Annotated in this window: 23 protein-coding genes; 9 read left to right on the top strand and 14 right to left on the bottom strand. The window is 57.6% G+C overall.

The genetic code is table 11. The features are described from left to right. Position 1: 1 nt before the first annotated feature. Both aceF and aceE read right to left on the bottom strand, forming a co-directional pair. Positions 2 to 1,660 carry a dihydrolipoyllysine-residue acetyltransferase gene (gene aceF / locus B9Z44_RS13465; RefSeq protein ID WP_108402665.1) on the bottom strand — a complete coding sequence of 553 codons (1,659 nt, stop codon included), beginning with the start codon at positions 1,658 to 1,660 and terminating at the stop codon, positions 2 to 4. 18 nt (positions 1,661 to 1,678) lie between these two features. Beyond that, positions 1,679 to 4,378 carry a pyruvate dehydrogenase (acetyl-transferring), homodimeric type gene (aceE, locus tag B9Z44_RS13460; protein WP_108358534.1) on the bottom strand — a complete coding sequence of 900 codons (2,700 nt, stop codon included), beginning with the start codon at positions 4,376 to 4,378 and terminating at the stop codon, positions 1,679 to 1,681. Positions 4,379 to 4,531: 153 nt separating this feature from the next. Here aceE and B9Z44_RS13455 point away from each other — a divergent pair, with 153 nt between their 5' ends. From B9Z44_RS13455 to B9Z44_RS13440, 4 genes are all read left to right on the top strand, one after another. Beyond that, entirely contained in the window at positions 4,532 to 7,039 is a 2,508-nt protein-coding gene (locus B9Z44_RS13455) for a PAS domain-containing sensor histidine kinase (RefSeq protein WP_108358533.1), read from the top strand. A 16-nt stretch (positions 7,040 to 7,055) separates the two neighbouring features. After that, a complete protein-coding gene (locus B9Z44_RS13450; protein WP_108358532.1) occupies positions 7,056 to 7,682 on the top strand; it encodes a response regulator transcription factor in 627 nt (208 codons plus the stop codon). Positions 7,683 to 7,766: 84 nt separating this feature from the next. Continuing rightward, a complete protein-coding gene (gene folD, locus B9Z44_RS13445; RefSeq protein WP_108358531.1) occupies positions 7,767 to 8,627 on the top strand; it encodes a bifunctional methylenetetrahydrofolate dehydrogenase/methenyltetrahydrofolate cyclohydrolase FolD in 861 nt (286 codons plus the stop codon). 75 nt (positions 8,628 to 8,702) lie between these two features. Then, complete coding sequence (locus B9Z44_RS13440; protein WP_108358872.1) at positions 8,703 to 10,772, top strand: M3 family metallopeptidase; 2,070 nt, start codon at positions 8,703 to 8,705, stop codon at positions 10,770 to 10,772. Between the two features lie 15 nt (positions 10,773 to 10,787). Here the strand turns inward: B9Z44_RS13440 and B9Z44_RS13435 are convergent, their stop codons facing one another. Beyond that, complete coding sequence (locus tag B9Z44_RS13435) at positions 10,788 to 11,492, bottom strand: SDR family NAD(P)-dependent oxidoreductase (RefSeq protein WP_233246847.1); 705 nt, start codon at positions 11,490 to 11,492, stop codon at positions 10,788 to 10,790. Next, the gene (rpiA, locus tag B9Z44_RS13430) at positions 11,489 to 12,199 is read right to left on the bottom strand and encodes a ribose-5-phosphate isomerase RpiA (RefSeq protein WP_108402664.1); all 711 of its coding nucleotides are present in this window, start codon (positions 12,197 to 12,199) and stop codon (positions 11,489 to 11,491) included. The genes B9Z44_RS13435 and rpiA overlap by 4 nt, the downstream gene beginning before the upstream one ends. Before the next feature lie 41 nt (positions 12,200 to 12,240). Between rpiA and B9Z44_RS13425 the strand changes: the two genes are divergently transcribed. Further along, the gene (locus B9Z44_RS13425; RefSeq protein ID WP_108402663.1) at positions 12,241 to 13,323 is read left to right on the top strand and encodes a quinone-dependent dihydroorotate dehydrogenase; all 1,083 of its coding nucleotides are present in this window, start codon (positions 12,241 to 12,243) and stop codon (positions 13,321 to 13,323) included. Positions 13,324 to 13,381: 58 nt separating this feature from the next. On the opposite strand, the gene B9Z44_RS13420 is transcribed toward B9Z44_RS13425, so the two are convergent. The 4 genes from B9Z44_RS13420 to B9Z44_RS13405 form a co-directional block, all read right to left on the bottom strand. After that, positions 13,382 to 13,876 carry a C40 family peptidase gene (locus B9Z44_RS13420; RefSeq protein ID WP_108358528.1) on the bottom strand — a complete coding sequence of 165 codons (495 nt, stop codon included), beginning with the start codon at positions 13,874 to 13,876 and terminating at the stop codon, positions 13,382 to 13,384. Between the two features lie 9 nt (positions 13,877 to 13,885). After that, positions 13,886 to 14,995: an NAD(P)/FAD-dependent oxidoreductase gene (locus B9Z44_RS13415; RefSeq protein ID WP_108358527.1), complete on the bottom strand. Its 1,110-nt coding sequence runs from the start codon at positions 14,993 to 14,995 to the stop codon at positions 13,886 to 13,888. 114 nt (positions 14,996 to 15,109) lie between these two features. Continuing rightward, complete coding sequence (gene phaP, locus B9Z44_RS13410; protein ID WP_108358526.1) at positions 15,110 to 15,655, bottom strand: TIGR01841 family phasin; 546 nt, start codon at positions 15,653 to 15,655, stop codon at positions 15,110 to 15,112. A 180-nt stretch (positions 15,656 to 15,835) separates the two neighbouring features. Beyond that, positions 15,836 to 16,372: a phospholipase D family nuclease gene (locus B9Z44_RS13405; RefSeq protein WP_108402662.1), complete on the bottom strand. Its 537-nt coding sequence runs from the start codon at positions 16,370 to 16,372 to the stop codon at positions 15,836 to 15,838. Between the two features lie 93 nt (positions 16,373 to 16,465). Here B9Z44_RS13405 and B9Z44_RS13400 point away from each other — a divergent pair, with 93 nt between their 5' ends. Together B9Z44_RS13400 and B9Z44_RS13395 are read left to right on the top strand one after the other, a co-directional pair. Then, entirely contained in the window at positions 16,466 to 17,686 is a 1,221-nt protein-coding gene (locus B9Z44_RS13400) for an MFS transporter (protein WP_281258810.1), read from the top strand. 10 nt (positions 17,687 to 17,696) lie between these two features. After that, a complete protein-coding gene (locus tag B9Z44_RS13395; RefSeq protein WP_108360061.1) occupies positions 17,697 to 18,608 on the top strand; it encodes a 3'-5' exonuclease in 912 nt (303 codons plus the stop codon). A 73-nt stretch (positions 18,609 to 18,681) separates the two neighbouring features. Here B9Z44_RS13395 and B9Z44_RS13390 read toward each other — a convergent pair whose 3' ends face one another. The 4 genes from B9Z44_RS13390 to B9Z44_RS13375 all read right to left on the bottom strand — a co-directional run bounded on the left by B9Z44_RS13390 (position 18,682) and on the right by B9Z44_RS13375 (position 21,227). Next, on the bottom strand, positions 18,682 to 19,047 hold the full coding sequence (locus B9Z44_RS13390) for a hypothetical protein (RefSeq protein WP_108360062.1): 366 nt from the start codon (positions 19,045 to 19,047) through the stop codon (positions 18,682 to 18,684). Positions 19,048 to 19,110: 63 nt separating this feature from the next. After that, on the bottom strand, positions 19,111 to 19,491 hold the full coding sequence (locus tag B9Z44_RS13385) for an MAPEG family protein (RefSeq protein ID WP_108360063.1): 381 nt from the start codon (positions 19,489 to 19,491) through the stop codon (positions 19,111 to 19,113). Further along, entirely contained in the window at positions 19,488 to 19,859 is a 372-nt protein-coding gene (locus B9Z44_RS13380) for a hypothetical protein (RefSeq protein ID WP_146180622.1), read from the bottom strand. The genes B9Z44_RS13385 and B9Z44_RS13380 overlap by 4 nt, the downstream gene beginning before the upstream one ends. Before the next feature lie 42 nt (positions 19,860 to 19,901). Next, positions 19,902 to 21,227 carry an amidase gene (locus B9Z44_RS13375; protein WP_108402660.1) on the bottom strand — a complete coding sequence of 442 codons (1,326 nt, stop codon included), beginning with the start codon at positions 21,225 to 21,227 and terminating at the stop codon, positions 19,902 to 19,904. Between the two features lie 67 nt (positions 21,228 to 21,294). Between B9Z44_RS13375 and B9Z44_RS13370 the strand changes: the two genes are divergently transcribed. Together B9Z44_RS13370 and B9Z44_RS13365 are read left to right on the top strand one after the other, a co-directional pair. Beyond that, positions 21,295 to 21,708, top strand: a complete 414-nt coding sequence (locus B9Z44_RS13370; protein ID WP_108360066.1) for a thiol-disulfide oxidoreductase DCC family protein — start codon at positions 21,295 to 21,297, stop codon at positions 21,706 to 21,708. Between the two features lie 82 nt (positions 21,709 to 21,790). Further along, positions 21,791 to 22,066: a hypothetical protein gene (locus tag B9Z44_RS13365; RefSeq protein ID WP_108360067.1), complete on the top strand. Its 276-nt coding sequence runs from the start codon at positions 21,791 to 21,793 to the stop codon at positions 22,064 to 22,066. 82 nt (positions 22,067 to 22,148) lie between these two features. On the opposite strand, the gene parC is transcribed toward B9Z44_RS13365, so the two are convergent. Beyond that, positions 22,149 to 24,512, bottom strand: a complete 2,364-nt coding sequence (parC, locus tag B9Z44_RS13360; protein ID WP_108402659.1) for a DNA topoisomerase IV subunit A — start codon at positions 24,510 to 24,512, stop codon at positions 22,149 to 22,151. Continuing rightward, complete coding sequence (locus tag B9Z44_RS13355; RefSeq protein ID WP_108360069.1) at positions 24,509 to 26,488, bottom strand: DNA topoisomerase IV subunit B; 1,980 nt, start codon at positions 26,486 to 26,488, stop codon at positions 24,509 to 24,511. Before B9Z44_RS13355 ends, parC begins: the two co-directional genes overlap by 4 nt. Positions 26,489 to 26,577 lie beyond the last annotated feature (89 nt).

Genomic DNA, 26,577 nt, shown 5'->3' with positions numbered 1-26,577 from the left:
CTTAGAGCAACACGCGACGGAAGTCGCTGAGGATTTGACCGAGGAACGCGTTGAAGCGTGCCGCCGCTGCGCCGTCGATGACGCGGTGATCCCACGTCAAGCTCAAAGGCAACATCAAGCGTGGCACAAATTCTTTGCCGTTCCACACGGGCTCCATGGTGCTCTTGCACACACCGAGGATGGCCACTTCGGGCGCGTTGATGATGGGCGTGAAGTACTTGCCACCAATGCCGCCGAGGCTAGAGATGGTGAAGGTTGCGCCTGTCATTTCTGCGGGGCCGAGTTTGCCGTCGCGGGCTTTCTTGGCCAGCTCTGACATTTCTTGGCTGATTTGCAGCACGCCTTTTTTGTCGCAATCACGGATGACGGGCACCATCAAACCATTGGGCGTGTCAGCGGCAAAGCCGATGTGCCAATAGTTTTTGTAGACCAGTGCATCGCCGTCGAGCGAGCTGTTGAACTCTGGGTATTTCTTGAGCGCGGCCACGCAAGCCTTGATCAAGAACGCCAGCATCGTGACTTTGACGCCCGACTTTTCGTTCTCTTTGTTGGTCGAGACGCGGAAGGCTTCGAGGTCGGTGATGTCGCAGTCGTCATGGTTGGTGACGGCTGGAATCATCACGGCGTTGCGCAACAGGTTGGCACCGCTGATCTTCTTGATGCGGCCCATTTCTTTGCGCTCGACAGGACCGAACTTGGCGAAGTCGACCTTCGGCCATGGGATGAGACCCAAGCCTGCGCCATCGCCACCGGCAGATGCGCCACCTTTGGCTGCTTGAGCCTTGGTTTGTGTCGCGCCCGACATGACGGCCTTGGTAAACGTTTGCACGTCGTCTTGCGTGATGCGGCCCTTCACGCCAGAGCCTTTGAGCTCTTCCAACGGCACGCCGAGTTCGCGTGCGAACTTGCGCACCGACGGTGATGCGTGTGGCAAGCCCAAAGTAGGCGCGCCAGGTGCATGTGCAGGTGCTGCAACAGCAGCCACCGCAGCGGCAACGGTTGTAGGTGCAGCCACGGCGGCAGGCGCGACGGCGGCAACTGCAGAAGCGGCAGCAGCCACAGGTGCAGCGGCGGCAGACACGGTGCCTTCCAAAATGGCCAGTAAGTCACCGATGTTGACGGTGTCGCCCACTTTGACCTTCAGCTCTTTGAGCACGCCAGCGTGAGACGACGGAATTTCCATCGACGCTTTGTCAGACTCCACGGTGATGAGCGATTGCTCCACCTTGATGCTATCGCCAGGCTTCACAAACACTTCGATGACGGCGACATCTTTGAAGTCGCCAATGTCTGGCACGTGAATTTCGATGGGGCCAGATGCTGATGGAGCGGCGGCCACGGGGGCAGCTGCTGCAACTGGGGCTGGTGCAGCGGCTACAGGAGCAGCTGCTGCAGGTGCGGCTGCAGGACCTGCGGCAGCACCAGCGGCTTCCACCACCAACACCACTGAGCCTTCTTTGACCTTGTCGCCCAAGTTCACGCGTAACTCTTTGACCACGCCAGCCGTGCTTGATGGAATTTCCATCGAGGCCTTGTCTGACTCGACGGTGATCAGGGACTGTTCCGCTTTCACGGTGTCGCCCACTTTGACCAGCAGTTCAATGACTGCAACTTCGTCGAAATCCCCGATATCCGGGACTTTTACTTCTACCAATGCCATGTTGTGTCTCCCGAATTATTAGGCGTACAGCGGGTTGATCTTGTCGACTTTGATGCCGTACTTTTTGATGGCTTCAGCCACTTGTGCCACTGGCACGGTGCCTTCTTCGCTGAGGGCTTTGAGGGCTGCGACCACGATGTAGTGGCGGTTGACTTCAAAGTGCTCACGCAGCTTGCTGCGGAAGTCAGAGCGACCGAAACCGTCTGTGCCCAACACTTTGTAGGTGCGGCCTTTAGGAATGAACGGACGAATCTGTTCGGCATAGGCCTTCATGTAGTCGGTCGAGGCAACCACGGGGCCGACGTAAGGGTCCAACTGCGCCGCCACGAAAGGCACCTTGGGTGTCTCTGTGGGGTGCAACAAGTTGTAACGCTCAGCGTCTTGACCGTCGCGTGTGAGTTCGTTGAAGCTTGGGCAGCTCCACACGTTGGCAGCAATGCCCCAATCGGCAGCGAGCAAGTCGCGCGCAGCCATGGATTCACGCAGGATGGTGCCCGAGCCCAACAAGTTCACGCGGGGTGCAGTTTTCTTGCCCTCGCCTTGTTGCAGCAAGTACATGCCTTTGATGATTTGCTCTTCGGTGCCAGCCTTGAGGCCAGGCATCGCGTAGTTTTCGTTCAACAAGGTGATGTAGTAGAAGACGTTGTCTTGCTTCTCCACCATGCGCTTCAAACCGTGGTGCAAGATGACGCCGACTTCGTGTGCGAAGGTCGGGTCATAAGACACGCAGTTCGGAATGGTGTTGGCCATGATGTGGCTGTGACCGTCTTCGTGCTGCAAGCCTTCGCCGTTCAACGTGGTACGGCCTGAGGTGCCGCCCAACAAGAAACCGCGCGCTTGCATGTCGCCAGCAGCCCAGGCCAAATCGCCGATGCGTTGGAAACCAAACATCGAGTAGTACACGTAGAACGGCACCATGATGCGATTGCTGGTCGAGTAGCTGGTGGCAGCAGCAATCCAGCTGGACATACCGCCGGCTTCGTTGATGCCTTCTTGCAAGATCTGACCAGCTTTGTCTTCCTTGTAGTACATGACCTGGTCTTTGTCGACCGGTGTGTAGTTTTGACCTGCTGGGTTGTAAATACCGATTTGACGGAACAAACCTTCCATACCAAAGGTACGGGCTTCGTCCACCAAGATAGGCACCACGCGTGGGCCCAAAGCTTGGTCACGCAAAAGCTGCGTGAGGAAGCGCACATAGGCTTGGGTGGTCGAGATTTCACGGCCTTCGGCCGTAGGCTCCATCACCGATTTGAAGATGTCCAACGACGGCACGGTGAAGGTTTCTTCGGCTTTCGTGCGACGGTGTGGCAAGTAGCCGCCCAAGGCCTTGCGGCGCTCGTGCAGGTATTGCATTTCGGGGGTATCGTCCGCAGGCTTGTAGAACGGCACGTTGGCCAATTCGCTGTCAGGCACTGGGATGTTGAAGCGGTCACGCATGTACTTGATGTCTTCATCCGTGAGCTTCTTGGTTTGGTGAACGTTGTTCTTGCCTTCGCCCGCTTTGCCCATGCCGAAACCTTTGACGGTCTTGATCAACAAAACGGTCGGCTGGTCTTTGGTATTCACAGCTTGGTGGTAGGCCGCATACACCTTTTGTGGGTCGTGGCCACCGCGCTTCAAAGCCCAGATTTCGTCGTCGCTCATGTGCGAGACCATTTCGAGCGTGCGTGGATCGCGACCGAAGAAGTGCTTGCGCACGTAGGCGCCGTCGTTGGCTTTGAACGCTTGGTAGTCGCCGTCCAAGGTGTCCATCATGATCTTGCGGAGTGCGCCGTCTTTGTCGCGGGCCAAAAGCTTGTCCCACTCGCTGCCCCACAAGAGCTTGATGACGTTCCAGCCTGAGCCGCGGAATTCGCCTTCGAGTTCTTGCACGATCTTGCCGTTGCCGCGCACAGGGCCGTCCAAACGTTGCAAGTTGCAGTTGACCACGAAGATCAAGTTGTCCAGCTTTTCGCGAGCGGCCAAACCGATCGCGCCCAATGATTCCACTTCGTCCATCTCACCGTCGCCGCAGAACACCCAAACCTTGCGGTTTTCAGTGTTGGCAATGCCACGTGCGTGCAAGTACTTCAAGAAGCGCGCTTGGTAAATCGCCATCAATGGGCCGAGGCCCATCGACACGGTGGGGAACTGCCAAAACTCAGGCATGAGTTTGGGGTGTGGGTAGCTGGACAAACCTTTGCCATCGACTTCTTGACGGAAGTTGAGCAACTGCTCTTCGGTCAAACGGCCTTCCAGGTAAGCACGTGCGTAAACGCCGGGTGACACGTGACCTTGGATGTACAAGCAATCGCCACCGTGGTTTTCGTTTTCAGCGTGCCAGAAGTGGTTAAAGCCGGCACCAAACATGTGGGCCAATGAAGCGAAGGAGCCAATGTGACCACCGAGGTCGCCACCGTCTTCTGGGTTGTGGCGATTGGCCTTGACCACCATCGCCATCGCGTTCCAGCGCATGTAAGCGCGCAGACGTTCTTCAATTTCAATGTTGCCAGGGCAATGTGCTTCTTTGTCCGGTTCGATCGTGTTGACGTAACCGGTGTTGGCAGAGAACGGCATGTCGATGCTGCTCTCGCGGGCATGTTCGAGCAGTTGCTCTAACAAAAAGTGGGCGCGCTCTGGGCCCTCTGCGTTGATGACGGCGGACAAAGCGTCCATCCACTCACGCGTTTCTTGGCTGTCCACATCGTTACGTGGATCGTTCGGTTGTGCTGACATGCTTGTCTCCTCTGTGTTGCACTTGTTTTGGCTCGAATGTAAATAGTTTCTCACAAATTCCATAAATTTCAAATAGCGACTATTGATTTCTTATTATGAAATTCAATAATTACCTGAAAGGTGCTTTTCAAGGCAGACATAAACTCACCACACATGTCAAAAACATTGCCCACATCTCCTTTCAAGCAACTGATCGTCCGCTGGCGCCATTGGTGGCGTCAGCAAACACCCAACCGACAAGACCGCTTCGCGTTCATCGCACCCCTGGCTGCCGTAGTGCTGTTCATGGCAGCGATCACGACGGCGTTTTGGTACTTGCGATACGAAGAAATCGTGCGCGAACAAGAGGTCGTGCGGCGTGACGTGGAGTACGCCCAACAACGCCTGCGCTTACGCTTACTGGACAAACAAGAACAAATCATGCGCATGGCGCGTGACATTGCCAACAGGGAAACCGATAGCAAAGCTTTTTCTGGCGAAGCCCAAACTCTGTTAAACCAAAGTCCAGAGCTGGCTAGTTTGACGTGGCTCAACGCACGTCAACACGTGCATGCGTCTTATGCCAGTGCCAGCAACAACTCGACCATGAGTTTTCTGACGGGCAATCTCGTCACGCATACCGAAACGCTCAACACCTTCCATTTAGCGCGTGACTTGCAGCAACCTGTTTACTCGCAACCCATCATCGAAAAACGCGCCAATGCAGCGCCCTACACGCACCTGCAGCTGCAAGTTCCCATCGTCTCGCACAACAAATTTGAAGGCGTGTTGGTGGCCGAATACACGATGGACGGTATGTTGCGTTTTGCCGTGCCCAACGAAATAGCCAACCGCTATGCCGTGTCGTTACGAGACGTGAACAACAACGTGCTCGCCGGTCAAGCCAACAAAGCTCGCCCCAAAGTGACCGAGGTGCTGCCTTGGTTGTTCCAAACCAACGAATACGAAGTGCCCATCACCCCCGTGGGGTATGCGCTGTCGCTGCATGCGCAGGCCTATCGCACCTCGCAAGGCTTGATTGGCAACGGCGTGTTTTGGTTGGTCGCCGTGCTCAGCGCCATGACCGCTTGGATGCTGATTGGCACGTGGCGCCACACCCGACGCCGCGTACAAGCGCAGCAGGCCTTGGTGGCCGAGACCAACTTTCGCCGCGCGATGGAAAACTCCATCCTCACAGGCATGCGCGCCATGGACCTCAAAGGCCGCATCACCTATGTGAACGCTGCGTTTTGCCAAATGACAGGCTGGACCGAGGACGAACTGGTGGGGCGTGTCCCCCCCTTCCCTTACTGGCCTGAAGAAGACCGTGAGACGCTGGAACAAAAACTCACACAAGAGCTGCAAGGTGACACCACGGCCAGCGGTTTTCAAGTGCGCGTGAAGCGCAAAAGCGGCGAAGTCTTTGATGCACGTTTGTATGTGTCACCTTTGGTCGATGCACGCGGTCAGCAAACGGGCTGGATGACCTCGATGACTGACATCACCGAGCCCAACCGTGTGCGCGAGCAACTCTCGGCTGCACATGACCGCTTCACCACGGTGCTTGAGGGTTTGGACGCCTCTGTGTCCGTCGCACCGTTGGGCAGCAAAGAGTTGCTGTTTGCCAACAAGCTGTATCGCCAATGGTTTGCCACCACCACGCAGGGGCACTTGAGCCTAGTCACACAAGCGGGTCAACCGCGCACACTCAGTGCATCCACCGCATCGGACGACGACAGCCAAGACCAAGACGATGGTTTGATGGGCTTGCCCACAGAAGGCTTCACCGAGACCAAAGCGGAGAACGCTGAAATTTTTCTGCCCGAGTTAGGCAAATGGCTTGAAGTGCGCTCGCGTTACCTCAACTGGGTGGATGGCCGCTTGGCGCAAATGGTGATTGCGTCAGACATCACGCCACGTCGCCAAGCTGAAGAGCAAGCGCAAATGCAAGCTGAACGCGCACAGTCAGCCAGCCGTCTCATCACCATGGGCGAGATGGCGTCTAGCGTGGCACACGAGCTCAACCAGCCGCTAACCGCCATCAACAACTACTGCAGCGGCATGGTGTCTCGCATCAAAGCCAACAACTTGAGCGAAGAAGAATTGCTCAAAGCACTGGAAAAAACCGCGCACCAAGCACAGCGCGCAGGGCAAATCATTCAACGCATTCGTACGTTTGTGAAGCGCAGCGAACCCAACCGCACCCCCTCCGATGTGACGGCCATGGTTGGCGAAGCCGTGGAATTGGCAGGCATTGAAATGCGCCGCCGCCAAGTACGCCTGACCCAAGTGCTTGCAGCACGACTGCCCGCCGTCAACGTGGATCCCATCTTGATTGAGCAAGTTCTCGTGAATTTGATGCGCAATGCGGCCGAGTCAATTGACCTGGCCCAACGCCCGCTGACGCAACGTGATGTGGAACTCAAAGTCTTGCCGCGCAACGAAGAAGGCCAAGCCGTGGTTGAGTTTTCAGTCACCGACACGGGGCGCGGTTTGCCGCCCGAGGTGATGGAGCGTTTGTTCGAAGCCTTCTTCTCCACCAAGTCTGAAGGCATGGGGATTGGCCTGAATTTGTGCCGTTCTATCGTCGAATCCCACCAAGGGCGGATGAAAGCGGAGAACCTCTACAATGGTGCAGATATCACGGGCTGCCGCTTTTCCTTCTGGATACCGGTCCGATAAGGTTGGAGTTTTTTTGATGAGCTTGATTCCCAAAAAAGGTACGGTCTACGTTGTGGACGACGACGAGGCCGTTCGCGACTCGTTGCAATGGTTGTTAGAGGGCAAGGACTACCGCGTTCGTTGCTTTGATTCAGCCGAAACATTTCTCAGCCGCTATGACCCACGTGAAGTGGCTTGTTTGATCGTTGACATCCGCATGGGTGGCATGACAGGCCTCGAACTGCAAGACCGCTTGGTCGAACGTAAATCGCCGTTGCCTATCGTGTTCATCACCGGCCACGGCGATGTGCCCATGGCCGTGGACACCATGAAAAAAGGCGCGATGGATTTCATCCAAAAGCCCTTTGACGAAACCGCTTTGGTGACCTTGGTGGAACGCATGTTGGCCCAAGCCACTGAGTCGTTTGCCGACTACCAACAAGCCGCCAGCCGCGACGCGCTGATGGCGAAGCTCACCACCCGCGAAGCCCAAGTGTTGGAGCGCATCGTGGCCGGTCGTTTGAATAAGCAAATTGCAGACGACTTGGGCATCAGCATCAAAACCGTGGAAGCGCACCGCGCCAACATCATGGAAAAGCTCAACGCCAACACCGTGGCTGACTTGCTGAAAACCGCACTCGGACAAAACGCAGCCAAAGCCTAATCAGGCCGCACGTTTGCCAACCCCTTTAACGCCCGTGTCACACGGGCGTTTTCAATTCAACTTCTCCTCTGTATACACAAGACCATGACTGCACAACTCATTGACGGCAACGCCCTCTCCAAACAACTCCGCACCCAGGTCGCTGCTGACACAGCCGCGCTCAAAGCCAAGGGCCTGACCCCAGGTTTGGCGGTGGTGTTGGTGGGCGACAACCCAGCCAGTCAGGTGTATGTGCGCAACAAGGTCAAGGCCTGCGAAGACGCAGGTCTGCACTCGGTGCTCGAAAAATACGAGGCCGACATGACCGAGGCCGACTTGTTGGCCCGCGTGGAAGCCCTCAACAACGACCCCGCCATTCACGGCATCTTGGTGCAACTGCCCTTGCCTGCCCACATCGACGCGCAAAAAGTGATCGAAGCCATCAGCCCGGCCAAAGACGTGGACGGTTTTCACATCGCCAGCGCCGGGGCCTTGATGACCGGCATGCCCGGCTTTTGGCCTTGCACGCCTTATGGCTGCATGAAGATGCTCGAGAGCATTGGTTACGACCTGAAAGGCAAACACGCCGTGGTGATTGGCCGCAGCAACATCGTGGGCAAGCCCATGGCGCTCATGCTGCTGCAAAAAGACGCCACCGTGACGGTGGCGCACTCGCGCACGCAAAACCTCAAAGCCCTCACGCTGCAAGCCGATGTGATCGTGGCTGCCGTGGGCAAGCGCAATGTGCTGACCGCTGACATGGTCAAGCCCGGCGCTGTGGTGCTCGACGTGGGCATGAACCGCAACGACGAAGGTAAGCTCTGCGGCGATGTGGACTTTGACGGTGTGAAAGAAGTGGCCGGCTACATCACCCCTGTGCCGGGTGGGGTTGGGCCGATGACCATTACGATGCTTTTGGTTAACACCTTGGAATCGGCGCAACGCGCCTTATCTGAGAAGCATTGAGCTTTTGCATTTGTTGCGAGGGCATTCGCTCTGCAAAGCTGAGCGGCCATCTATTTTTGAAAGTTTTGCATGTCATTGAACAATCCGCTTCTCGACTTTTCGAATCACCCTCTGTTCGATGCCATCCAACCCGCGCACATCACACTCGCTCTTGACGAGCTTTTGCCAGCAGCCGATGCCGCGTTAGAAAAAGTCACGGCAGCAGACTTCCCCGCTGACTGGAAAGCGATTGCGTCGGTGCTGGATGTGGCCACCGAAAAACTCAGCCGCGCCTGGGGTGCCGTGAACCATCTGCATTCCGTCGCCGACACGCCTGAGCTGCGTGCGGCCTACACCGAAGCGCTGCCGCGCGTGACCGAGTTCTACACACGCCTCGGGGCAGACGAGCGCTTGTACGCCAAATACAAAGCCATTCCTTTGGCCAGCTTGAACGCCGAACAACGCCAAGCACACGACAACGCCATGCGCAACTTTGTGCTCTCTGGCGCGGAGCTGGTGGGTGCGCCCAAAGAACGCTTTGCCGCCATTCAAGAGCGCATGGCCGATGTGAGCCAAAAGTTCAGCGAAAACGTGCTGGACGCCACCGACCAATGGTCGACCATCGTCACCGCCGAAGATTTGGCCGGTGTGCCAGACGACGTGGTGCAAACCACCCGCGCTGCCGCTGAGAAGGATGGCGTGGCTGGCCACAAGTTGAATTTGAAAATGCCGTGCTACCTGCCCATCATGCAGTTCGCCCACAGCTCGGCCCTGCGTGAAAAGCTGTACCGCGCGTACGCCACACGCGCGTCTGACCAATCCGAAGCCGTCCAGGCCGGCAAAGCCGAACAAGACAACACCCCATGGGTGAAAGAAATCTTGGCCCTGCGCCAAGAAGAAGCGCAGCTCTTGGGCTACGCCAACTACGCCGAGGTGTCGCTGGCCACCAAGATGGCGCAATCGCCCGCCGAAGTGATGGCCTTCTTGCGCGACCTCGCCAAACGCGCCCGCCCCTACGCCGAAAAAGACGTGGCCGAGATGCGCGACTTTGCCGCTGAACACTTGAACCTGCAAGACCCACAACCGTGGGACTGGCCATACATCGGCGAAAAACTCAAAGAAGCGCGCTACGCCTTCAGCGAGCAAGAAGTCAAACCGTACTTCACCGCGCCCAAAGTGTTGGCCGGCTTGTTCAAAATTGTGGAAACCTTGTTTGAGGTGAGCATTCGCCGCGACGACGCGCCGGTGTGGCACCCAGCGGTGGAGTTCTATCGCATCGAACGCCATACCGAAGCAACCCGCGCACGCGGCTTGCCACCTGTGCTGGTCGGCCAGTTCTACCTCGACCCCGGTGCGCGCGCAGGCAAACGCGGTGGCGCGTGGATGGACGATGTGCGCGCCCGCTGGTTGCGCCCCGACACAGGCGCGTTGCAAACGCCTGTGGCGCACCTCGTGTGCAACTTCGCCGAAGCCGTGGGCAACAAGCCCCCGCTGCTGACGCATGACGACGTGATCACCCTCTTCCACGAATGCGGCCACGGCTTGCACCACATGCTCACGCAAGTGAACGAGCGCGATGTGTCTGGCATCAGCGGCGTGGAGTGGGATGCGGTGGAGCTGCCCAGCCAATTCATGGAAAACTTCTGTTGGGAGTGGCCCGTGCTGCGCCACATGACCGCGCATGTGGATACGGGTGAACCGTTGCCACGCGCACTGTTCGACAAGATGCTGGCCGCCAAAAACTTCCAGAGCGGTTTGCAAACGCTGCGTCAAATTGAGTTCTCGCTGGTCGACATGCTGCTGCACACCGACGGCGACAAAGCGCAAGACTTCATGAAAGTGCTGCGCGATGTGCGCGCCGAAGTGGCCGTGTTGCAAAGCCCCGCATGGGGCCGCACGCTGCACACCTTCAGCCACATCTTTGCAGGCGGCTACGCAGCCGGTTACTACAGCTACAAATGGGCCGAGGTGCTGAGCGCCGATGCCTACGCCGCGTTTGAAGAAACCGCAGGTGCAGACGGCGAGCCCAGCCTTGAGACAGGCCGCCGCTACCGCGAAGCGATTCTGGAAGCGGGTGGCAGCCGCCCGGCCATGGACTCGTTCAAAGCCTTCCGTGGCCGTGAGCCTCAGCTCGATGCGTTGCTGCGTCACCAAGGCATGGCCTAAGCACCAACCTCGCTTTCACCAAGGAATCGCCGCGCCTTTGTAGTCCACAAAATGCGCGACAGCTTGCGCAGGCAAATCATCCAAAGCATTCAACAAACCTGCCACCGATTGCGCGGGCGTGAGGCAATCTTTTGCTGGCACAAAGGGCGCCGACAAGCCAGACGCCACCGTACCCGGCTGCATGGCGGCCACCACGAGTTGCGGGCGTTTGCGAGCCGCCTCAATCGCGGCGGTTTGCAGCACCATGTTCAAGGCAGCTTTGGCAGCGCGATAGCTGTACCAACCCCCTTTGCGGTTGTCGCTGATGCTGCCCACACGGGCTGACAGCTTGGCGTAGATGCTGCGCTGCTCGGTGGCCAGCAAGGGCATGAAGTGTTTGAGCAACAACGCGGGGCCAATGGTGTTGACTTCAAACGCACGGACCAGTTGTGTGGCGTTGAGTGCGCCAAGGTGCTTTTCTGGCCCCTGCCCGTCGATGGTGAGCGCGCCCGTGGCGTCGATGATGAGGTGAAACGGCGCTTGTGACTCAGCCACAAGCGCAGCCACCGCAGCGGCCATGCTGGCCTCGTCTTCCAACCGAAATGCAGGCTGCGAGCTGCGCGACAAACCCACAACTTGCGAGCAAGCCGCATCGGCCTGCAAGACCTCAACAAAAGCACTCCCCAGCGCACCTGATGCACCCAACACCAAGGCTCGATACGAAGTGCCTAGGCTTTTCAAAACGTCAGCGTCTTCACGCCGGTGGATGTGCCCAGCAAACACACCTGCGCTTTTTGGTGGGCAAACACACCCACGGTCACCACGCCTGGCCATTGGCTGACGTCGGTTTCAAACTGAAGTGGGTCGCTGATTTTCAAGCCCGTCACATCGACGATGTGTTGGCCGTTGTCGGTCACCAAAGGTTGGCCGTCTTTCAAACGCACCTTGGCGCTGCCACCCATCGCGGCGAACTGGCGCATCACGCGCGCAGTGGCCATGGGAATCACTTCGACCGGCAAGGGGAACGCGCCCAGCGCATCGACCAGCTTGCTTTCATCAGCAATGCACACAAACATCTTGGATTGCGCAGCCACAATTTTTTCGCGCGTCAACGCAGCGCCGCCACCCTTCACCATATTCCCTTGGTGGTCGATTTCGTCTGCCCCGTCGATGTACACCGACAGGCTTTCCACCTCGGCGGCTTCAAACACCTGAATGCCCAAGGCTTGCAAACGTTCGGTGGAGGCGACCGAGCTCGACACGGCGCCTTTGATTTGATCTTTCATGGTGGCCAAGGCGTCGATGAATTTGTTGACGGTAGAGCCCGTGCCCACGCCCACCACCTCGCCAGGCACCACGTATTGCAAGGCGGCTTGGCCCACCAAAGTTTTCAATTCATCTTGAGACAAAGGTGCGGCTTGGGTCGACGTGTGGGTGGGCGTATTCATGGGCGAAAATCCGAGGGTTCTATAAAAGCTTGAGATTATCCATGTCGTTGTTGCCTTATTCACTTGCCCGCCCTTTTCTGTTCGCCATGGATGCCGAAACCGCCCATGAGCACACGCTGGCCATGTTGGCCTGCACGCAAAACACACCGCTGGCTTGGGCGTACTGCCAAACCCGCGTGCAAGACCCCGTGCAACTGGCAGGCTTGAACTTCCCCAACCGTGTGGGCTTGGCGGCAGGTTTGGACAAAAACGCGCACTGCATTGACGGCTTGGCCGCCATGGGTTTTGGATTTGTCGAAGTCGGCACAGTCACGCCCAAAGGCCAGCCGGGCAACCCCAAGCCCCGCATGTTCCGTTTGCCCGAAGCCAACGCGTTGATCAACCGCCTTGGCTTTAACAACGAAGGCTTGGATGCCTTTTTGGCCAATGTGAAGCTGGCGAAGTTCCGCAGTGAATCAGGAAAGAAAGGTGCGGGCTCGCCCATGCTCTTGGGCCTGAACATCGGCAAGAACGCCGCCACCCCCATCGAGAACGCTGCCGACGACTACCTGATTTGCCTAGACGGCGTGTACCCGCACGCCGACTACGTGACGGTGAACATCTCCAGCCCCAACACCAAAAACCTGCGCGAGCTGCAAAGCGACGAAGCGCTAGATGCGCTGATTGGCACGCTCGCCAAACGCCGCGCTGAACTGGCTCAGAAGCACAACAAGCAAGTGCCCGTGTTCATCAAAATCGCACCAGATTTGGACAGCGACCAAATCGCGGTGATTGCGGCCACCTTGAAGCGTCACTGCGTGCACGAGGGCACGCCATCATGGGGCGTCATCGCCACCAACACGACCATCGCCCGCGACGCGGTGCAAGGCATGGCGCACGCCGACGAAACTGGCGGCCTCTCAGGCGCACCGGTGTTTGAGAAAAGCAATGCAGTCATTCGCCAGCTGCGTGCGGCGATGGGCCCCCACTTCCCCATCATCGGCGTGGGCGGCATTTTGAGCGGCGCCGATGCGGTGGCCAAAATCAAAGCGGGTGCGGACGTGGTGCAGATTTACACCGGCCTCATTTACAAAGGTCCCGCGCTGGTGAAAGAAGCGGCGCTGGCCATTCGCGACGAGGCCTAAAGAGGCTAGGAAATTGAACCAAAGCTTGTAGCTTGGGACCGACAGCCCAAACCCAGCGTCAAGCAAAAACAGTGCGGTAGCCTTCAAAGCGTTTGGACCAATACACATGGTTCAAACGCTCAGTTTTCACACCCGTTTTTTCATTGGCGGCGTGCACAAATTTGCCCGAGCCGATGTAGATGCCCACATGCGAAAACGCGCTGCCCAGCGTGTTGAAAAACACCAAATCGCCGGGGTGGGCTTGCGCAGGCTCCACGGGTTTGGCCACCTCTGCCATTTGCGCCGCACTGCCTTTGAGCGGAATGCCTGCGGACTCTTTGTAGACAAAGCTCACCAAGCCCGAACAGTCAAACCCCGTGTGCAGTTTTTTACCGCCGTAGGTGTAGCCACGGTCGAGCATGGCCACCGCCTGCATGACGATATCTTGCCGTTTGGCGGGGTTGTTGGGGTAGTTTTGCGATGTCGCTGCTGTCGAAGCCGGTTGACGCGACGAGGTCGAGCAAGCAAACAAAAGTGGCGTGATGCAAACGCCAAGAAACAAGCGTTTATTCATACCGCGACTTTACTGCAAGGCCTGCACCACCGCGTCCCCGATGGCAAGCGCGCTGGTCAAGCCCGGCGACTCAATACCAAACAAGTTCACCAAACCCTTCACGCCATGCACGGCGGGGCCTTGGATACAAAAGTCAGCGGCGGCCTCGTGCGGACCAGATATTTTGGGGCGAATGCCTGCGTAGCCTGCTTGCAACGCACCATCGCCTAGGGCTGGCCAATACTTGCGCACCTCGTTGTAAAACACTTGCTCGTGTTCAGCGGACACCAGCAGATCATCCGGGCGATCGACCCACTGCACATCAGGGCCAAACTTGGCTTGGCCACCAAGATCGAGGGTCAAATGCACGCCCAAACCGGCCGCTTCGGGCACGGGGTAAATCAAATGTGAAAACGGCGATTTGCCCGAGAGCGTGAAGTAGTTGCCCTTGGCAAAGTAAGCCTGCGGCACATGCTGCGCAGCCAAGCCTTCAAAATGTTTCGCCAGCCAAGGTGCGGTCAACCCCGCTGCATTCACCACCGTTTGCGCCAACAACTCAGAACCGTCGGCCATGCGCACCACGATGCCGTCGTCGCGGCACACGGCTGAAGCCACGGGCGAATTCAACGCCACAATGCCGCCGGCGTTTTCAAAATCACCTTGCAGGCTCAGCATCAAACCGTGGCTGTCCACAATGCCCGTACTGGGCGAATGCAAGGCCGCCACGCACGACAGCGAGGGCTCCATCACTTGTGCCTGTTCGGCGCTGAGCATCACCACATCAGTCACACCGTTGGCGTGGGCTTTTTGCAAAAGGGCATCAAGTGCAGGCAGCTGATCGGCGTGGGTGGCCACAATCAATTTGCCGCAGCGCTGGTGCGACACGCCGCGCTCTGTGGCGTAAGCGTACAAACGGTCACGGCCTTGCACGCACAATTTGGCCTTGAGTGAACCTTGCGGGTAGTAAATGCCAGCGTGAATGACTTCGCTGTTGCGCGAGCTGGTGCCTGTGCCAATCGCATCAGCTGCTTCGAGCACCAACCACTCTCGGGCTGTTTCAGGTGCGGCTTGAATCAAGGCACGCGCCGTAGCTAGGCCCACCACACCTGCGCCAATCACCACACCGTCCACTTTATCCACCGCTGCTCTCCTGTGTTTTGACCCAATATTAGAACCTGTTCGTCAACACTCAAGCACATACGAAAAACGGCTCCCGAAGGAGCCGTTTCAGAGGTCTTGGAGACCCTTGAAAAATTAACGCTTCTTGGCAGCAGGCTTTGCTGTTTTCAAAGCTGTCTCAGCCAAGTTTTTGTAGTTGGCTTCAGCCACGTCTGTGGCTTGCTTGACTGCTTTTTGCACAGATTCCAAGGCGTTGTTGCCAGCGGACACGGCAGTTTTGAAAGCGGCGACAGCAGCTTCAGAGCCAGCAGGTGCGTTTTTGGCAGCGTTGTCCACCATGGCGTGGAAAGCTTTTTGAGCTTCAGCCACTTTGGATTCCAAGTGACCTTGGAAGTGTGAACCTGTACCTGTTGCGATTTCAACCAAATGACGGTTGTAAGCGACTGCTTTTTCAGCCAAAGGCTGGAACAGGCTCGCTTGCAAAGCCAACAACTCTTGCGCGTCTTTTACGCTCAAAGCGGCGTTGGTTTGTTTTTGTGAATCAGCCAAAGTGCTTTTAGCAGCGGCCAAGTTCAACTCGATGAGTTGTTCCACGCCAGAGAAAGCTTTGTTGGTCAAACCAACCAAAGTTTCCAAGTTTGCTTTGTTGGCGGCGATCACTTGTTCAGGGGTCAAAGTCATTTCAAATCTCCAAAATATTAAAAAGGATGGTCAAACTGCTCTGAACCCTGCCCGTTGGCTAAAGTTATGTTGCAGTGCAGCATGACACGTATTCTAAAGACAAGTTCCGCTTTGACAAGCGTTTTGCGCCGAAATGGTGCATTTTTAGAGCTGGCAGACTAAATCTGCGTTTGCAAGTCCTTATTCCACGCCGTGTGCCCAGTGGTTTTGCCACTGAAGCTTGTACTTCTGCGCCAGTTCGTCAGACTTCAAAACCAGAAAATTCTCTGCGTTACGCGATGCCGCTGAGTTGGTGAAATTGAAGCTGCCAGTGATGACGATGGCCTCATCAATCACCATCACTTTGTTGTGCGCGATGGCGTGTTTGCCATCTTGGCGTAGCTCAATTTGCGCGTGGGCCAGCACACCCATCACATAGCCGTTGGAGGTTTGGCTCTTTTTATCCAACAACACACGCACCGCCACACCACGCTGGTGCGCCCGCACCAATGCTTGGGCAATGGCGTTGTGCGTGAACCCATAAGCCTGCACCAGCACCTCGCGCTCGCTGCCATCGATGGCTTGGACAATGGCGGCGGCGGCATCGGTGGGCGGTGTGAAGTAAACCCCCAACACCTCCACCTGGATACCTGTGGAGGCCTGGCTTGCCACAGCGGGCGTGGCAAGCGTTACCGACACGCCCAGCCACAGGGCACTCAAAATGACGAACTTGTTCATGGTCGAAATGCTAAACCGCAAAAGTCACATTTATTACTTTTGGCGTTTATTTGATTAATTCAATAAACACCCGCATAGTAAAGTCGAGACGCTTTGAAGTCCCACTCACATCCCACATCCCACGCGTTAACGCCCAGCACCCGCCGGGCGATTTTTTTGTTGTCCTTGGCGACCTTCTCGAGCATGTCCGTGCAACGCATTTGCGACCCCATGCTGCCCGAGCTGTCGCGCGTCTTTGCGGCACCTATCAGCGAGGTCTCACAAGTCATCTCGTTTTTCGCCATCGCCTACGGCTTGATGCAATTGTTTTACGGTCCTGTGGGTGACCGCTTTGGCAAGTACCGTGTGGTCATGCTGGCAACCATCGGTTGCAGCGTGGGTTGCACGTTGTCGGCGCTGAGTTCTGATTTGCCATTTCTCGTGGCTGCACGCGTGGGCACAGCACTCACCGCGGCAGCCATCATTCCGCTCTCGCTGGCTTGGGTGGGCGATGTGGTGCATTACGAGCAGCGGCAAGAAACTTTGGCCCGAGTCGGTTTGGGCACCATGCTGGGCATCACAGCGGGTCAGTTGTTTGGCGGTTTGCTGACGGATACGCTGGGCTGGCGTTGGGCTTTTGTACTGATGGCCGCCACATTTGCCATCGTCAGCTTTTTGCTGTGGCAACAGCTCAAACATTTAGAACCCGTCTCACGCCATGCACACGCACCGGCAGGTTTTTTCAGGCAACTCAAACAAGTGGCCGGCGACGCGTGGGCCCGCACGCTGCTAGGCATTGCGCTGGTTGAAGGGGCCATGATTTTTGGTTTATTGGCCGTCACCGCATCTCATTTGCACCAGATGCACCACATTTCGCTCACGCTGGCGGGTGGCACCACGGCGCTGTTTGGTTTGGGCGGCATGGCTTATATGGGAGCTGCCAAATATGTCATTCGCCGCTTTGGGGAAGTGGGTTTGGCGCGCTATGGGGCTTTGTATTTTGGCTTGGCATTTTTGATCATTGCGTTTGGCCCTTGGTGGCAACTGGCCCTGCCTTCTTGCTTTGTGGCGGGCTTTGGCTTTGCCATGTTTCACAACACCATGCAGGCCAAGGCCACACAAATGGTGCCGACCGCACGCGGCACAGGTGTGACGCTGTTTGCTGGTTTTTTGTTTTTAGGTCAATCGCTGGGCGTGTTGGTGTTGGCCGCTCTGCTAGGTCACTTCAACTCCAGCCATGTACTGGGTGCGGTGGGTCTGGGCGTGGTGCTGTTAGGTGTTTTTTTTGCACATGCCATTGCCAAGCGCAACGCCACGCAGGCGGACCACGCTTAACATTAGCCCCATGACACAAGATATCGAACAACTCGCCCAACAACTAGAACAACACCCTGACTACCGCGTGCTGCGCCGCCTCGTGCCGGGCCGTGTGTTCAACACCCCTGCACCAGGCCAAAAACTCAGCAAAGGCATCGTGCTCGACACCGAAACCACGGGCTTTGACGTGGCCACCGACCGCGTGATTGAACTGGGCATGTTGGCCTTTGAATTCGACGCTGTCACAGGCGTGGTCTACCGTGTCAGCGAGGTGTTCGACGAGCTGGAAGACCCCGGTTTTGCCATTCCCCCCGCCTCGATTGCGGTGCACCACATCACCGACGAGATGGTGCAAGGGCAACGCATTGACGACGCCCGCGTGGCTGAGTTTTTGAAAAATGCCGACGTGGTCATTGCCCACAATGCCGCGTTTGACCGCCCATTCGTCGAAGCCCGCTGGCCCCTGTTTGAACAACTCAACTGGGCGTGCAGCATCAAAGACATCGACTGGCGTGAAGAAGGTTTTGGCTCGGCCAAGCTGGAGTATTTGCTCAGCACCCAAGGCTACTTCTACGAAGCCCACCGCGCTGAGGCCGATTGCTGGGCGCTGCTAGAGCTGCTGAACCAAGTGCTGCCGCAAAGCCAACAAACCGCCCTGCTCGCCGTGCTGTTGACCTTGAACAAGCCACAGCAAAAGGTGTACGCCATCAACTCGCCGTTTGAGACCAAAGACAAACTCAAGGCCCGCAACTACCGCTGGTCTGCCGAGCTGCGCTGCTGGAGCCGTGTGGTGGCAGGCGATGCTGAAATGAAACAAGAGTTGGAATGGCTCAAACACCATGTGTACGCAGGCCGCAGCGCGCGCGTGGAACTAGAAACCACAGGCGGCAAAGTGCGCTACTCAAACCGCTTAGGCAACAAAGAAGTCGTCACGCTCTAAACACGTGATGCAAGCGCTTCGATGAAGCGAATGACGCGCAACAAAAAAGCCGGGCTAGCCCGGCTTTTTTGTTTTAGTAGTTCACAGGTTGCCAAGGCACTTGGCAGCTGGGGACGTTGGGGTAGTACTGCTGCGCGGTGGGGCAGAAATACGCCACACGGCTGGGCGGTGCATATTGCTGTTGCACCACCACCGTTTGCGGCACCGCATAGCTTGGACTGCTAGCGGCGTAAATCACGCTGCCCACCAAAGCGGCACCCAAAACGGGGGCTAACCAATAGTTGCTCGAACCACGGTAGTGCCCACCGTAACCACCATAGCTTCCATGACCACCGTGATAACCGCCATACCCGCCGCCGTGCCCACGACCATCCGCTTGCGCGGGCAAGACCACGGCAAAGGCCAATAAACAGGCAAACAAGGTAGAAATGCGTTTCATAGAAGACTCACTTTGTGAAAAGGTAGCTCTACAACGCGCGGCACTTGCAAACGGATGACAGCTTTACAAACCCAAGGCTGCAGCAAACAAACCCACCACACTCAGCAATCCAATCAACCAAAACAAAGAACGCAAACTGGCTTTGTCAGCCACATAGCAAACAATAAAGCCCACGCGCGCTGCCACAAACGCAAAGGCATACAAATCAATGCGAGCGGCATCCACCTGCGCCAAGGTGGCAATGATCACGCCCGCCGCAAACAGTGGAAATGACTCAAAACTGTTGGCCTGTGCTGCATTCGCGCGCGCACGAAAACCCGTTTGCTGTGCCAACCATTGGCGTGGGTTGTGGTTATCAAATTTTTGAAAGCCCCACTTCGCGACCATGGCACACACATAGGGCAGCAAACCCGCAATCAAAACGCACAAAAAAGCTTTGTTCATCGCATCACCACCATCCAAGGTGTCGGGCAGGTTTGAACCACAGGAAAGTATTGGCCAGAGTCACGGCAGTAATACGCCTCGACAGGCGCTTGCACGGGTTGGCCGTTCACCCACTGAGTAGGCTGCGGATTGTTGAGCACCACGGCCGGTGGACTGGTGATGATGACGGTAGACGGCTGCACAGGGCGCGACAAATAAATAGACGTGCCCACAATCGCACCGCCGACCAAAGCAGGCCCCCACCAAAAATCGCCACCACCACGGTAGTACCCACCCCGATACCCACCGTGCGGGCCGTGCGCCAACGCAGTGGAGGCACTTGCTGCCAACAACACGCCTAAAGCCAATGCGCGAAATTTAGAAGTCATACATCGCTCTCTTTCTCTCTCTCTCGATGCGGCCATTGTGGTCTAGCTGTGTAAAGAATTCATTAAGTTTTCCAAAGCCAGTGCCACGCGCGCCAGATGCGCGTCCTGCCCCGCAAGGGATGACACCATCAAGCCCACAGGCAGTTCACCCGCCTCGTGACAGGGCAAACTCCAAGCGCAACCGTCCATGTAATTGATGGCCGATGGGTTGCGCAGCAACAAGCGATTGACTTTGAAAAACGCCTCATCGTCTTCGAGCAAAGGCTCAATCAACGGGGCCACCATCGGCACCGTGGGGCACAGCATGGCATCAAAGCCGTGTAGGGTTTGCCTGGCTGCGGCTATCCACGCGTTGCGGCGGTTGTGCAGTGCTAGGTAGTCTTGTGCAGTGATGCCTTTGCCCAGCGTCATGCGAGCTACCACGCGTGGGTCAATTTGGTTGGCGCCACGCGCTAAGCGCGCGTGGTGTGCGGCATAGCCCTCAATCGGTGAAAAGCCACCAGGCATGCTGAGTGCGGCGATGTCACCCAGCGCGTTGAAAGGTATCTCCACCACGTGTGCGCCCGCCTCGGCAATGTGGCGCAAGGTGCGTGCAAAGGCTTGGGCCACGGTGGCATCCACATCGTCCATCATCAAAGTTTGCGGCACGGCAAAGCGCAGGCCCCGCAAGTTGGCAGCATCCGTAGGTAATGGCTGCTGCGACATCACCGCGTCCACCGCCAAACACGCGCGTACCGAGCGGGTGATGCTGCCCACTGTGTCTAGCGTGCGCGAAAGCTCCATCACGCCCGTGCACGGTATGCGCGCTTGTGTGCTTTTGTAGCCCACCAAACCACACAAAGCTGCGGGGATGCGGATAGAGCCACCCGTGTCTGTGCCAATACCCACCTCGGCAAAGCCCAACGCGACCGACACGGCCGCACCCGACGACGACCCACCGGGCACGCGCGCATGCGCTGGGTCTGCAGGGTTAACCGGCGTGCCGTGGTGCGGGTTGATGCCCACACCCGAAAATGCAAACTCACTCATGTTGGTTTTACCCAGCACCACGGCGCCTGCATCGCGCAAGCGTTGCACCACGGGCGCATCGTGCTGTGCAGGCGCTTCACCAGCACACACCACACCACCCGCCATCGTGGTTTCGCCCGCCACGTCGAAATTGTCTTTGAGGGTGATGCACACGCCGTGCAATGCGCCTAGGCTACGACCTGCTTGTGTTTGCGCATCGCAGTGCTCGGCAGTGGCACGTGCCGCGTCGGCGTAGCGCTGCGTGAACACGTGTTGTGCGGCGGGGCTGGCTGCGGCTTCTAGCGCATCCGCCACGCGTTGCGCGGCGGGTGTGTGTGTGTCAAAACTCGTTTGGGTCATGCGGTGAATTCTGCCCGATTACCCTTTGATCAGCCCTCCTCGACGCAGCCGTGCTAGCCTTGCATCCATGCAACAGACACACGCCAGCGCCGCCCCTGAACTCACGCTGTATTACGACGGCAAATGCCCGCTGTGCGTGGCCGAAGTGGAGTTTTTGCAAAGCCGTAACGCGCAAGGCCAGTTGGCGTTTGTAGACGTGACCCAAACCGGCTTTGAGGCCGCAGGCCACAACATCTCATGCGAAGCCGCCATGGCGCAGATTCATGGCCGCACCGCCGATGGACAAGTGCTGGTGGGCGTGCCCGTGTTTGCCACCGCCTACAAACTGGCCAAGCTACCCGTTTTGGCCTGGGTTTTATCGCGCCGCTGGCTCATGCCCGTGCTGCAGCCGGCCTATGTGTTGTTCGCCAAACACCGCCAAGCCATCTCTCAGCGCATTGGACCAGGCGTTTTGCGGCTCTCGAAGCGTTTTTTGAAGTGAATTTTGAGGTTTTTAAGGGCGGCTGCGCGGATCGGTTGATAAATTTGCGAAAATATCGTCTTTGCCCCGAGAACTAAAACGAATGTCACGCCCAGAAAAAACAGAAATCTCCAACGATGGTTTGCGCTACAAGTCAAAAAAGGGCGGTTCACCATTCGAAGGCCTTGGCCGCACTGGCGACACCATGAGCTGCATCAAGTGCGGCGTTCACAAGCCCCGCAACAACGGTTCATTCAAACGCATCTTGGGTTCATCCATGTTTGTGTGCTTCGACTGCAGCCCTCCCAAGAAAGAGGCTGACCCAGCAGCCGCAGCGGCGACCCCAGTGGCAGCAACCAAAGAAAAAGCCAAAGCTTAAATCTTGGCACCCCACAAAAAAAGCGGCTCATTGAGCCGCTTTTTTATTTCAAAGACGCCACTCGCGTAGCGTCCACTGATGGTCACTCGACCCGCACCACCGCATTCGGCTTAAAGCCCAAGTCCGCCACTTTGCCCTTCTTGGCGCGTGCCGCTTTGGCATTGTTCAAGCTGCGAATTTCTAGGGTTTCTTCGCGCACTTTGCCGCCACGGCCAATGCCTTCGATGCGCACGCTGCGTGTGTACGCAGCCGCACCGGCCAAGGTGTCTTTGGCTTCTAGGTCGATCAGCATCAAGCCGCGACCGCCCTTTTCCATGGCTTTGAGTTCTGACAACTCAAAGGTCAAGAAGCGCCCGCCCGTAGACGCACAAGCCACATGCGTGGCAGGTGCCACAGGCTGCGCGCCCGAGCCCCCGCTGGCAGGTGATGGGCGGCACACGGTTTCGCCCTCGCCCACGGTGATGAAGGCTTTGCCACCTTTGTTGCGCGAAATCATGTGCTCGATGTTGGCCATGAAGCCATAGCCGCCCGAGCTGCTGAGCAAGTACGTCGCGCCTGCAGGGCCAGCCACGTAGTGCAGCAACTGAGTACCTGATTCCAAATCAATCAACGTGGTCACAGGTTGCCCGTCGCCACGTGCGCCGGGCAAGGCCGACACGGGCACCGAGTAGATGCGGCCGTTCGAGCCAAACGCGATGAAGGTGTCCACCGTGCGGCACTCAAACGTGCCGTACAAGCCGTCGCCCGCCTTGAAGGCAAAGGCGCTGGCTTCGTGGCCGTGGCCGGTGCGTGCACGCACCCAGCCTTTTTCAGAAACCACCACGGTCACTGGCTCGTCAATAACCTTGACTTCAGCCACTGCTTTTTTCTCTTCTTGAATCAGAGTGCGACGTGGGTCGGCAAAGGTTTTGGCGTCGGCTTCAATTTCTTTGACCATCAAGCGGCGCAGCGCCGATGGGTTGCCCACGATATCTTCCAGCTTGGCTTGTTCGTCGCGCAGCTCTTTGAGCTCTTGCTCAATTTTGATGGCTTCCAAACGCGCCAGCTGACGCAGGCGAATTTCTAAGATGTCTTCGGCTTGACGTTCGCTCAAACGGAAGCGTTCCATCAACGCCTGTTTGGGCTCGTCGCTCTGGCGGATGATGGCAATCACCTCGTCGATGTTGAGCAACACCAACTGGCGACCTTCCAAGATATGGATGCGGTCCAGCACTTTGTTCAAGCGGTGCTGCGAACGACGCAAGATGGTGATTGAGCGGAACTCAATCCACTCAGTCAGCATGTCGCGCAGCGACTTAGGCACAGGACGACCATCAATGCCCACCATGGTGAGGTTGATGGACGACGAAGTTTCTAAGCTCGTATGCGCCAGCAAAGTGGTGATGAGCTCTTGTTGCTCAATGGTGCGGGTCTTGGGCTCGAACACCAAACGCACAGCCGCATCTTTACTGGACTCATCGCGCACCACGTCCAACACGGCCAGTACGGTGGCTTTGAGTTGGGTTTGGTCGGCGCTCAGCGCTTTTTTACCGGTCTTGACCTTGGGGTTGGTCAGCTCTTCAATCTCTTCCAACACGCGTTGGCTGCTCACGCCGGGTGGTAACTCATTGACCACCAGTTGCCATTGGCCACGGGCCAACTCTTCAATGGTCCAGCGGGCGCGCACTTTGAGCGAGCCGCGGCCTGTGCGATAGGCATCGGCAATGTCAGACGCGCTGCTGATGATTTGGCCGCCACCGGGGTAATCGGGCGCGGGCAAGATTTGCAGCAACTCGGCGTCGCTCATCTTGGGGGTCTTGATGAGTGCCACACACGCATCGGCCACTTCGCGCAAGTTGTGACTTGGAATTTCGGTGGCCATACCCACCGCAATGCCGCTTGCGCCGTTGAGCAAGGCAAATGGCAAACGGGCGGGCAGCTGCTTAGGCTCTTCGGTGGAGCCGTCGTAGTTGGGCTGGAAGTCGACCGTGCCTTCGTCAATCTCGTCCAGCAACAGCGTGGTGATTTTGGCCAAGCGGGCTTCGGTGTATCGCATGGCCGCCGCGCCGTCGCCGTCGCGTGAGCCGAAGTTGCCTTGACCGTCGATCAGCGGGTAGCGTTGCGCAAAGTCTTGTGCCATGCGCACGAGGGCTTCGTAGGCGGCGCTGTCGCCGTGGGGGTGGTAGCGGCCCAGCACATCACCGACCACGCGGGCGCACTTGACGGGCTTGGCGCCTGTGTTGTTGTTAGGGCCGCTGAAGCCCAGACCCATGCGAGACATGGAATAAAGAATGCGGCGCTGCACGGGCTTTTGGCCATCGCACACGTCGGGCAAGGCGCGGCCTTTGACCACGCTGAGTGCGTATTCAAGGTAGGCGCGTTGGGCGTAGTGGCCCAGCGCGATGTCGCCGTCGCCATCATTGTTATTGATGGCGGTGGGCAGTCCAGGGGTGAACAAATCGGTCATACGTCAATCTCAATCGAATCGCCATGCAGTTCCATCAACTCACGGCGTGCGGCGGCTTCGCCTTTGCCCATGAGTTGTGTGATCAAACCTTCGGTGGTTGCAAAGTCCAGCAAGCCCAGTTGCACGGGCATGAGGCGGCGGGTGTCAGGGTTGAGGGTGGTGTCCCACAGTTGCTCGGCGCTCATTTCGCCCAAGCCCTTGAAGCGGCTGATGCTCCACTTGCCCTCGGCCACGCCGTCTTTGCGCAGTTTGTCGAGGATGGCGGTCAGCTCGCCTTCGTCCAAAGCGTAGACCTTGGCGGCTGGCTTTTTGCCACGCGCGGGCGTGTCCACGCGGAACAGTGGGGGGCGCGCCACAAACACATGACCCGCTTCGATGAGCTTAGGAAAGTGACGGAAGAACAGCGTGAGCAACAGCACTTGGATGTGCGAGCCGTCTACGTCCGCGTCACTCAGGATGCACACCTTGCCGTAGCGCAGGCCGCTCATATCGGGCGAGTCGTTGGGGCCGTGTGGGTCCACGCCGACAGCCACCGAAATGTCGTGAATTTCGTTGTTGGCAAACAAGCGGTCTCGCTCGACTTCCCACGTGTTCAGCACCTTGCCGCGCAGCGGCAGGATGGCTTGGTTTTCTTTGTTGCGGCCCATCTTGGCGCTGCCGCCGGCTGAGTCGCCCTCAACCAAGAACACTTCGTTGTGCGCCGTGTCTTTGCTTTCGCAATCGGTCAGCTTGCCTGGCAACACCGCCACGCCTGAGCCCTTGCGCTTCTCTACTTTTTGGCCGGCTTTTTGGCGGCTTTGTGCGGCCTTGATGGCCAGCTCAGCCAACTTTTTGCCGTACTCGACGTGCTGGTTGAGCCAAAGCTCCATGGTGGGGCGCACATAGCTCGACACCAAGCGCACAGCATCGCGTGAGTTGAGGCGCTCTTTGATCTGACCTTGGAACTGCGGGTCAAGCACCTTGGCGCTCAGCACGTAGCTAGCCCGTGCAAACACGTCTTCTGGCATGAGCTTGACGCCCTTGGGCAACAAGGCGTGCAACTCAATGAAGCTCTTGACCGCGTTGAACAAACCATCACGCAAGCCGCTGTCGTGTGTGCCGCCAGCGCTGGTGGGAATCAGGTTGACATAGCTCTCGCGCACAGGAGCGCCGTCTTCGGTGAAGGCCACAGCCCACGCTGCGCCCTCGCCTTCGGCAAAGCTGTCGTGGTTGCTATCGGCGTAGCCATCGCCTTCAAACAAAGGAATGACAGGCTCGCCGTGCAGGGTCTGCATCAAATAGTCGCGCAGGCCACCTTTGTAGAGCCAGTGTTGCGTGTCTTTGGTTTTTTCATTTGTGAGCGTCACGCTCACGCCAGGCATGAGCACGGCTTTGCTGCGCAGCAAGTGCACCAGCTCGTTCATCGGCAAAGCCGACGATTCAAAGTATTTGGCATCGGGCCACACGCGCACGGTGGTGCCCTGCTTGCGGTCGCCTGATTCTTGCTTGCGGGTGGTGAGTTTTTCCACCACATCGCCACCTGAAAACACCAAGCGGGCCACTTGACCTTCGCGGTGCGAGGTGGCTTCCATGCGTTTGGCCAGTGCGTTGGTCACGCTCACCCCCACGCCGTGCAAACCACCTGAGAAGCTGTAAGCGCCACCCGAGCCTTTGTCAAACTTGCCGCCCGCATGCAAGCGGGTGAACACCAGTTCGATGACGGGGGCTTTTTCTTCGGGGTGCATGCCAAACGGGATGCCACGGCCATCATCGTCGATGCTGACCGAGCCATCGCTGTGCAGCGTGACGCCAATTTTTTTGCCGTGTCCAGCGAGCGCTTCGTCAGCCGCGTTGTCCAGCACCTCTTGGATGATGTGCAGCGGGTTGTCGGTGCGGGTGTACATGCCCGGACGCTGCTTGACGGGTTCGAGTCCTTTGAGGACGCGAATCGAGCCTTCCGAGTACTGGGGCGGTGTAGTGGGTTGCTTTGTAGCCATGGGCCGGCATTGTAGACAGATTCAAATGCAACACTGTATAAAACAACAGATCGAAAAATTTTGCATGGACATCACCTTGGCAACCTTGT

Source organism: Limnohabitans curvus, from assembly GCF_003063475.1.
GTDB lineage: Bacteria > Pseudomonadota > Gammaproteobacteria > Burkholderiales > Burkholderiaceae_C > Limnohabitans > Limnohabitans curvus.
The sequence above is the reverse complement of the archived record's forward strand: the minus strand, read 5'-3'. Positions and strand labels throughout refer to the sequence as shown.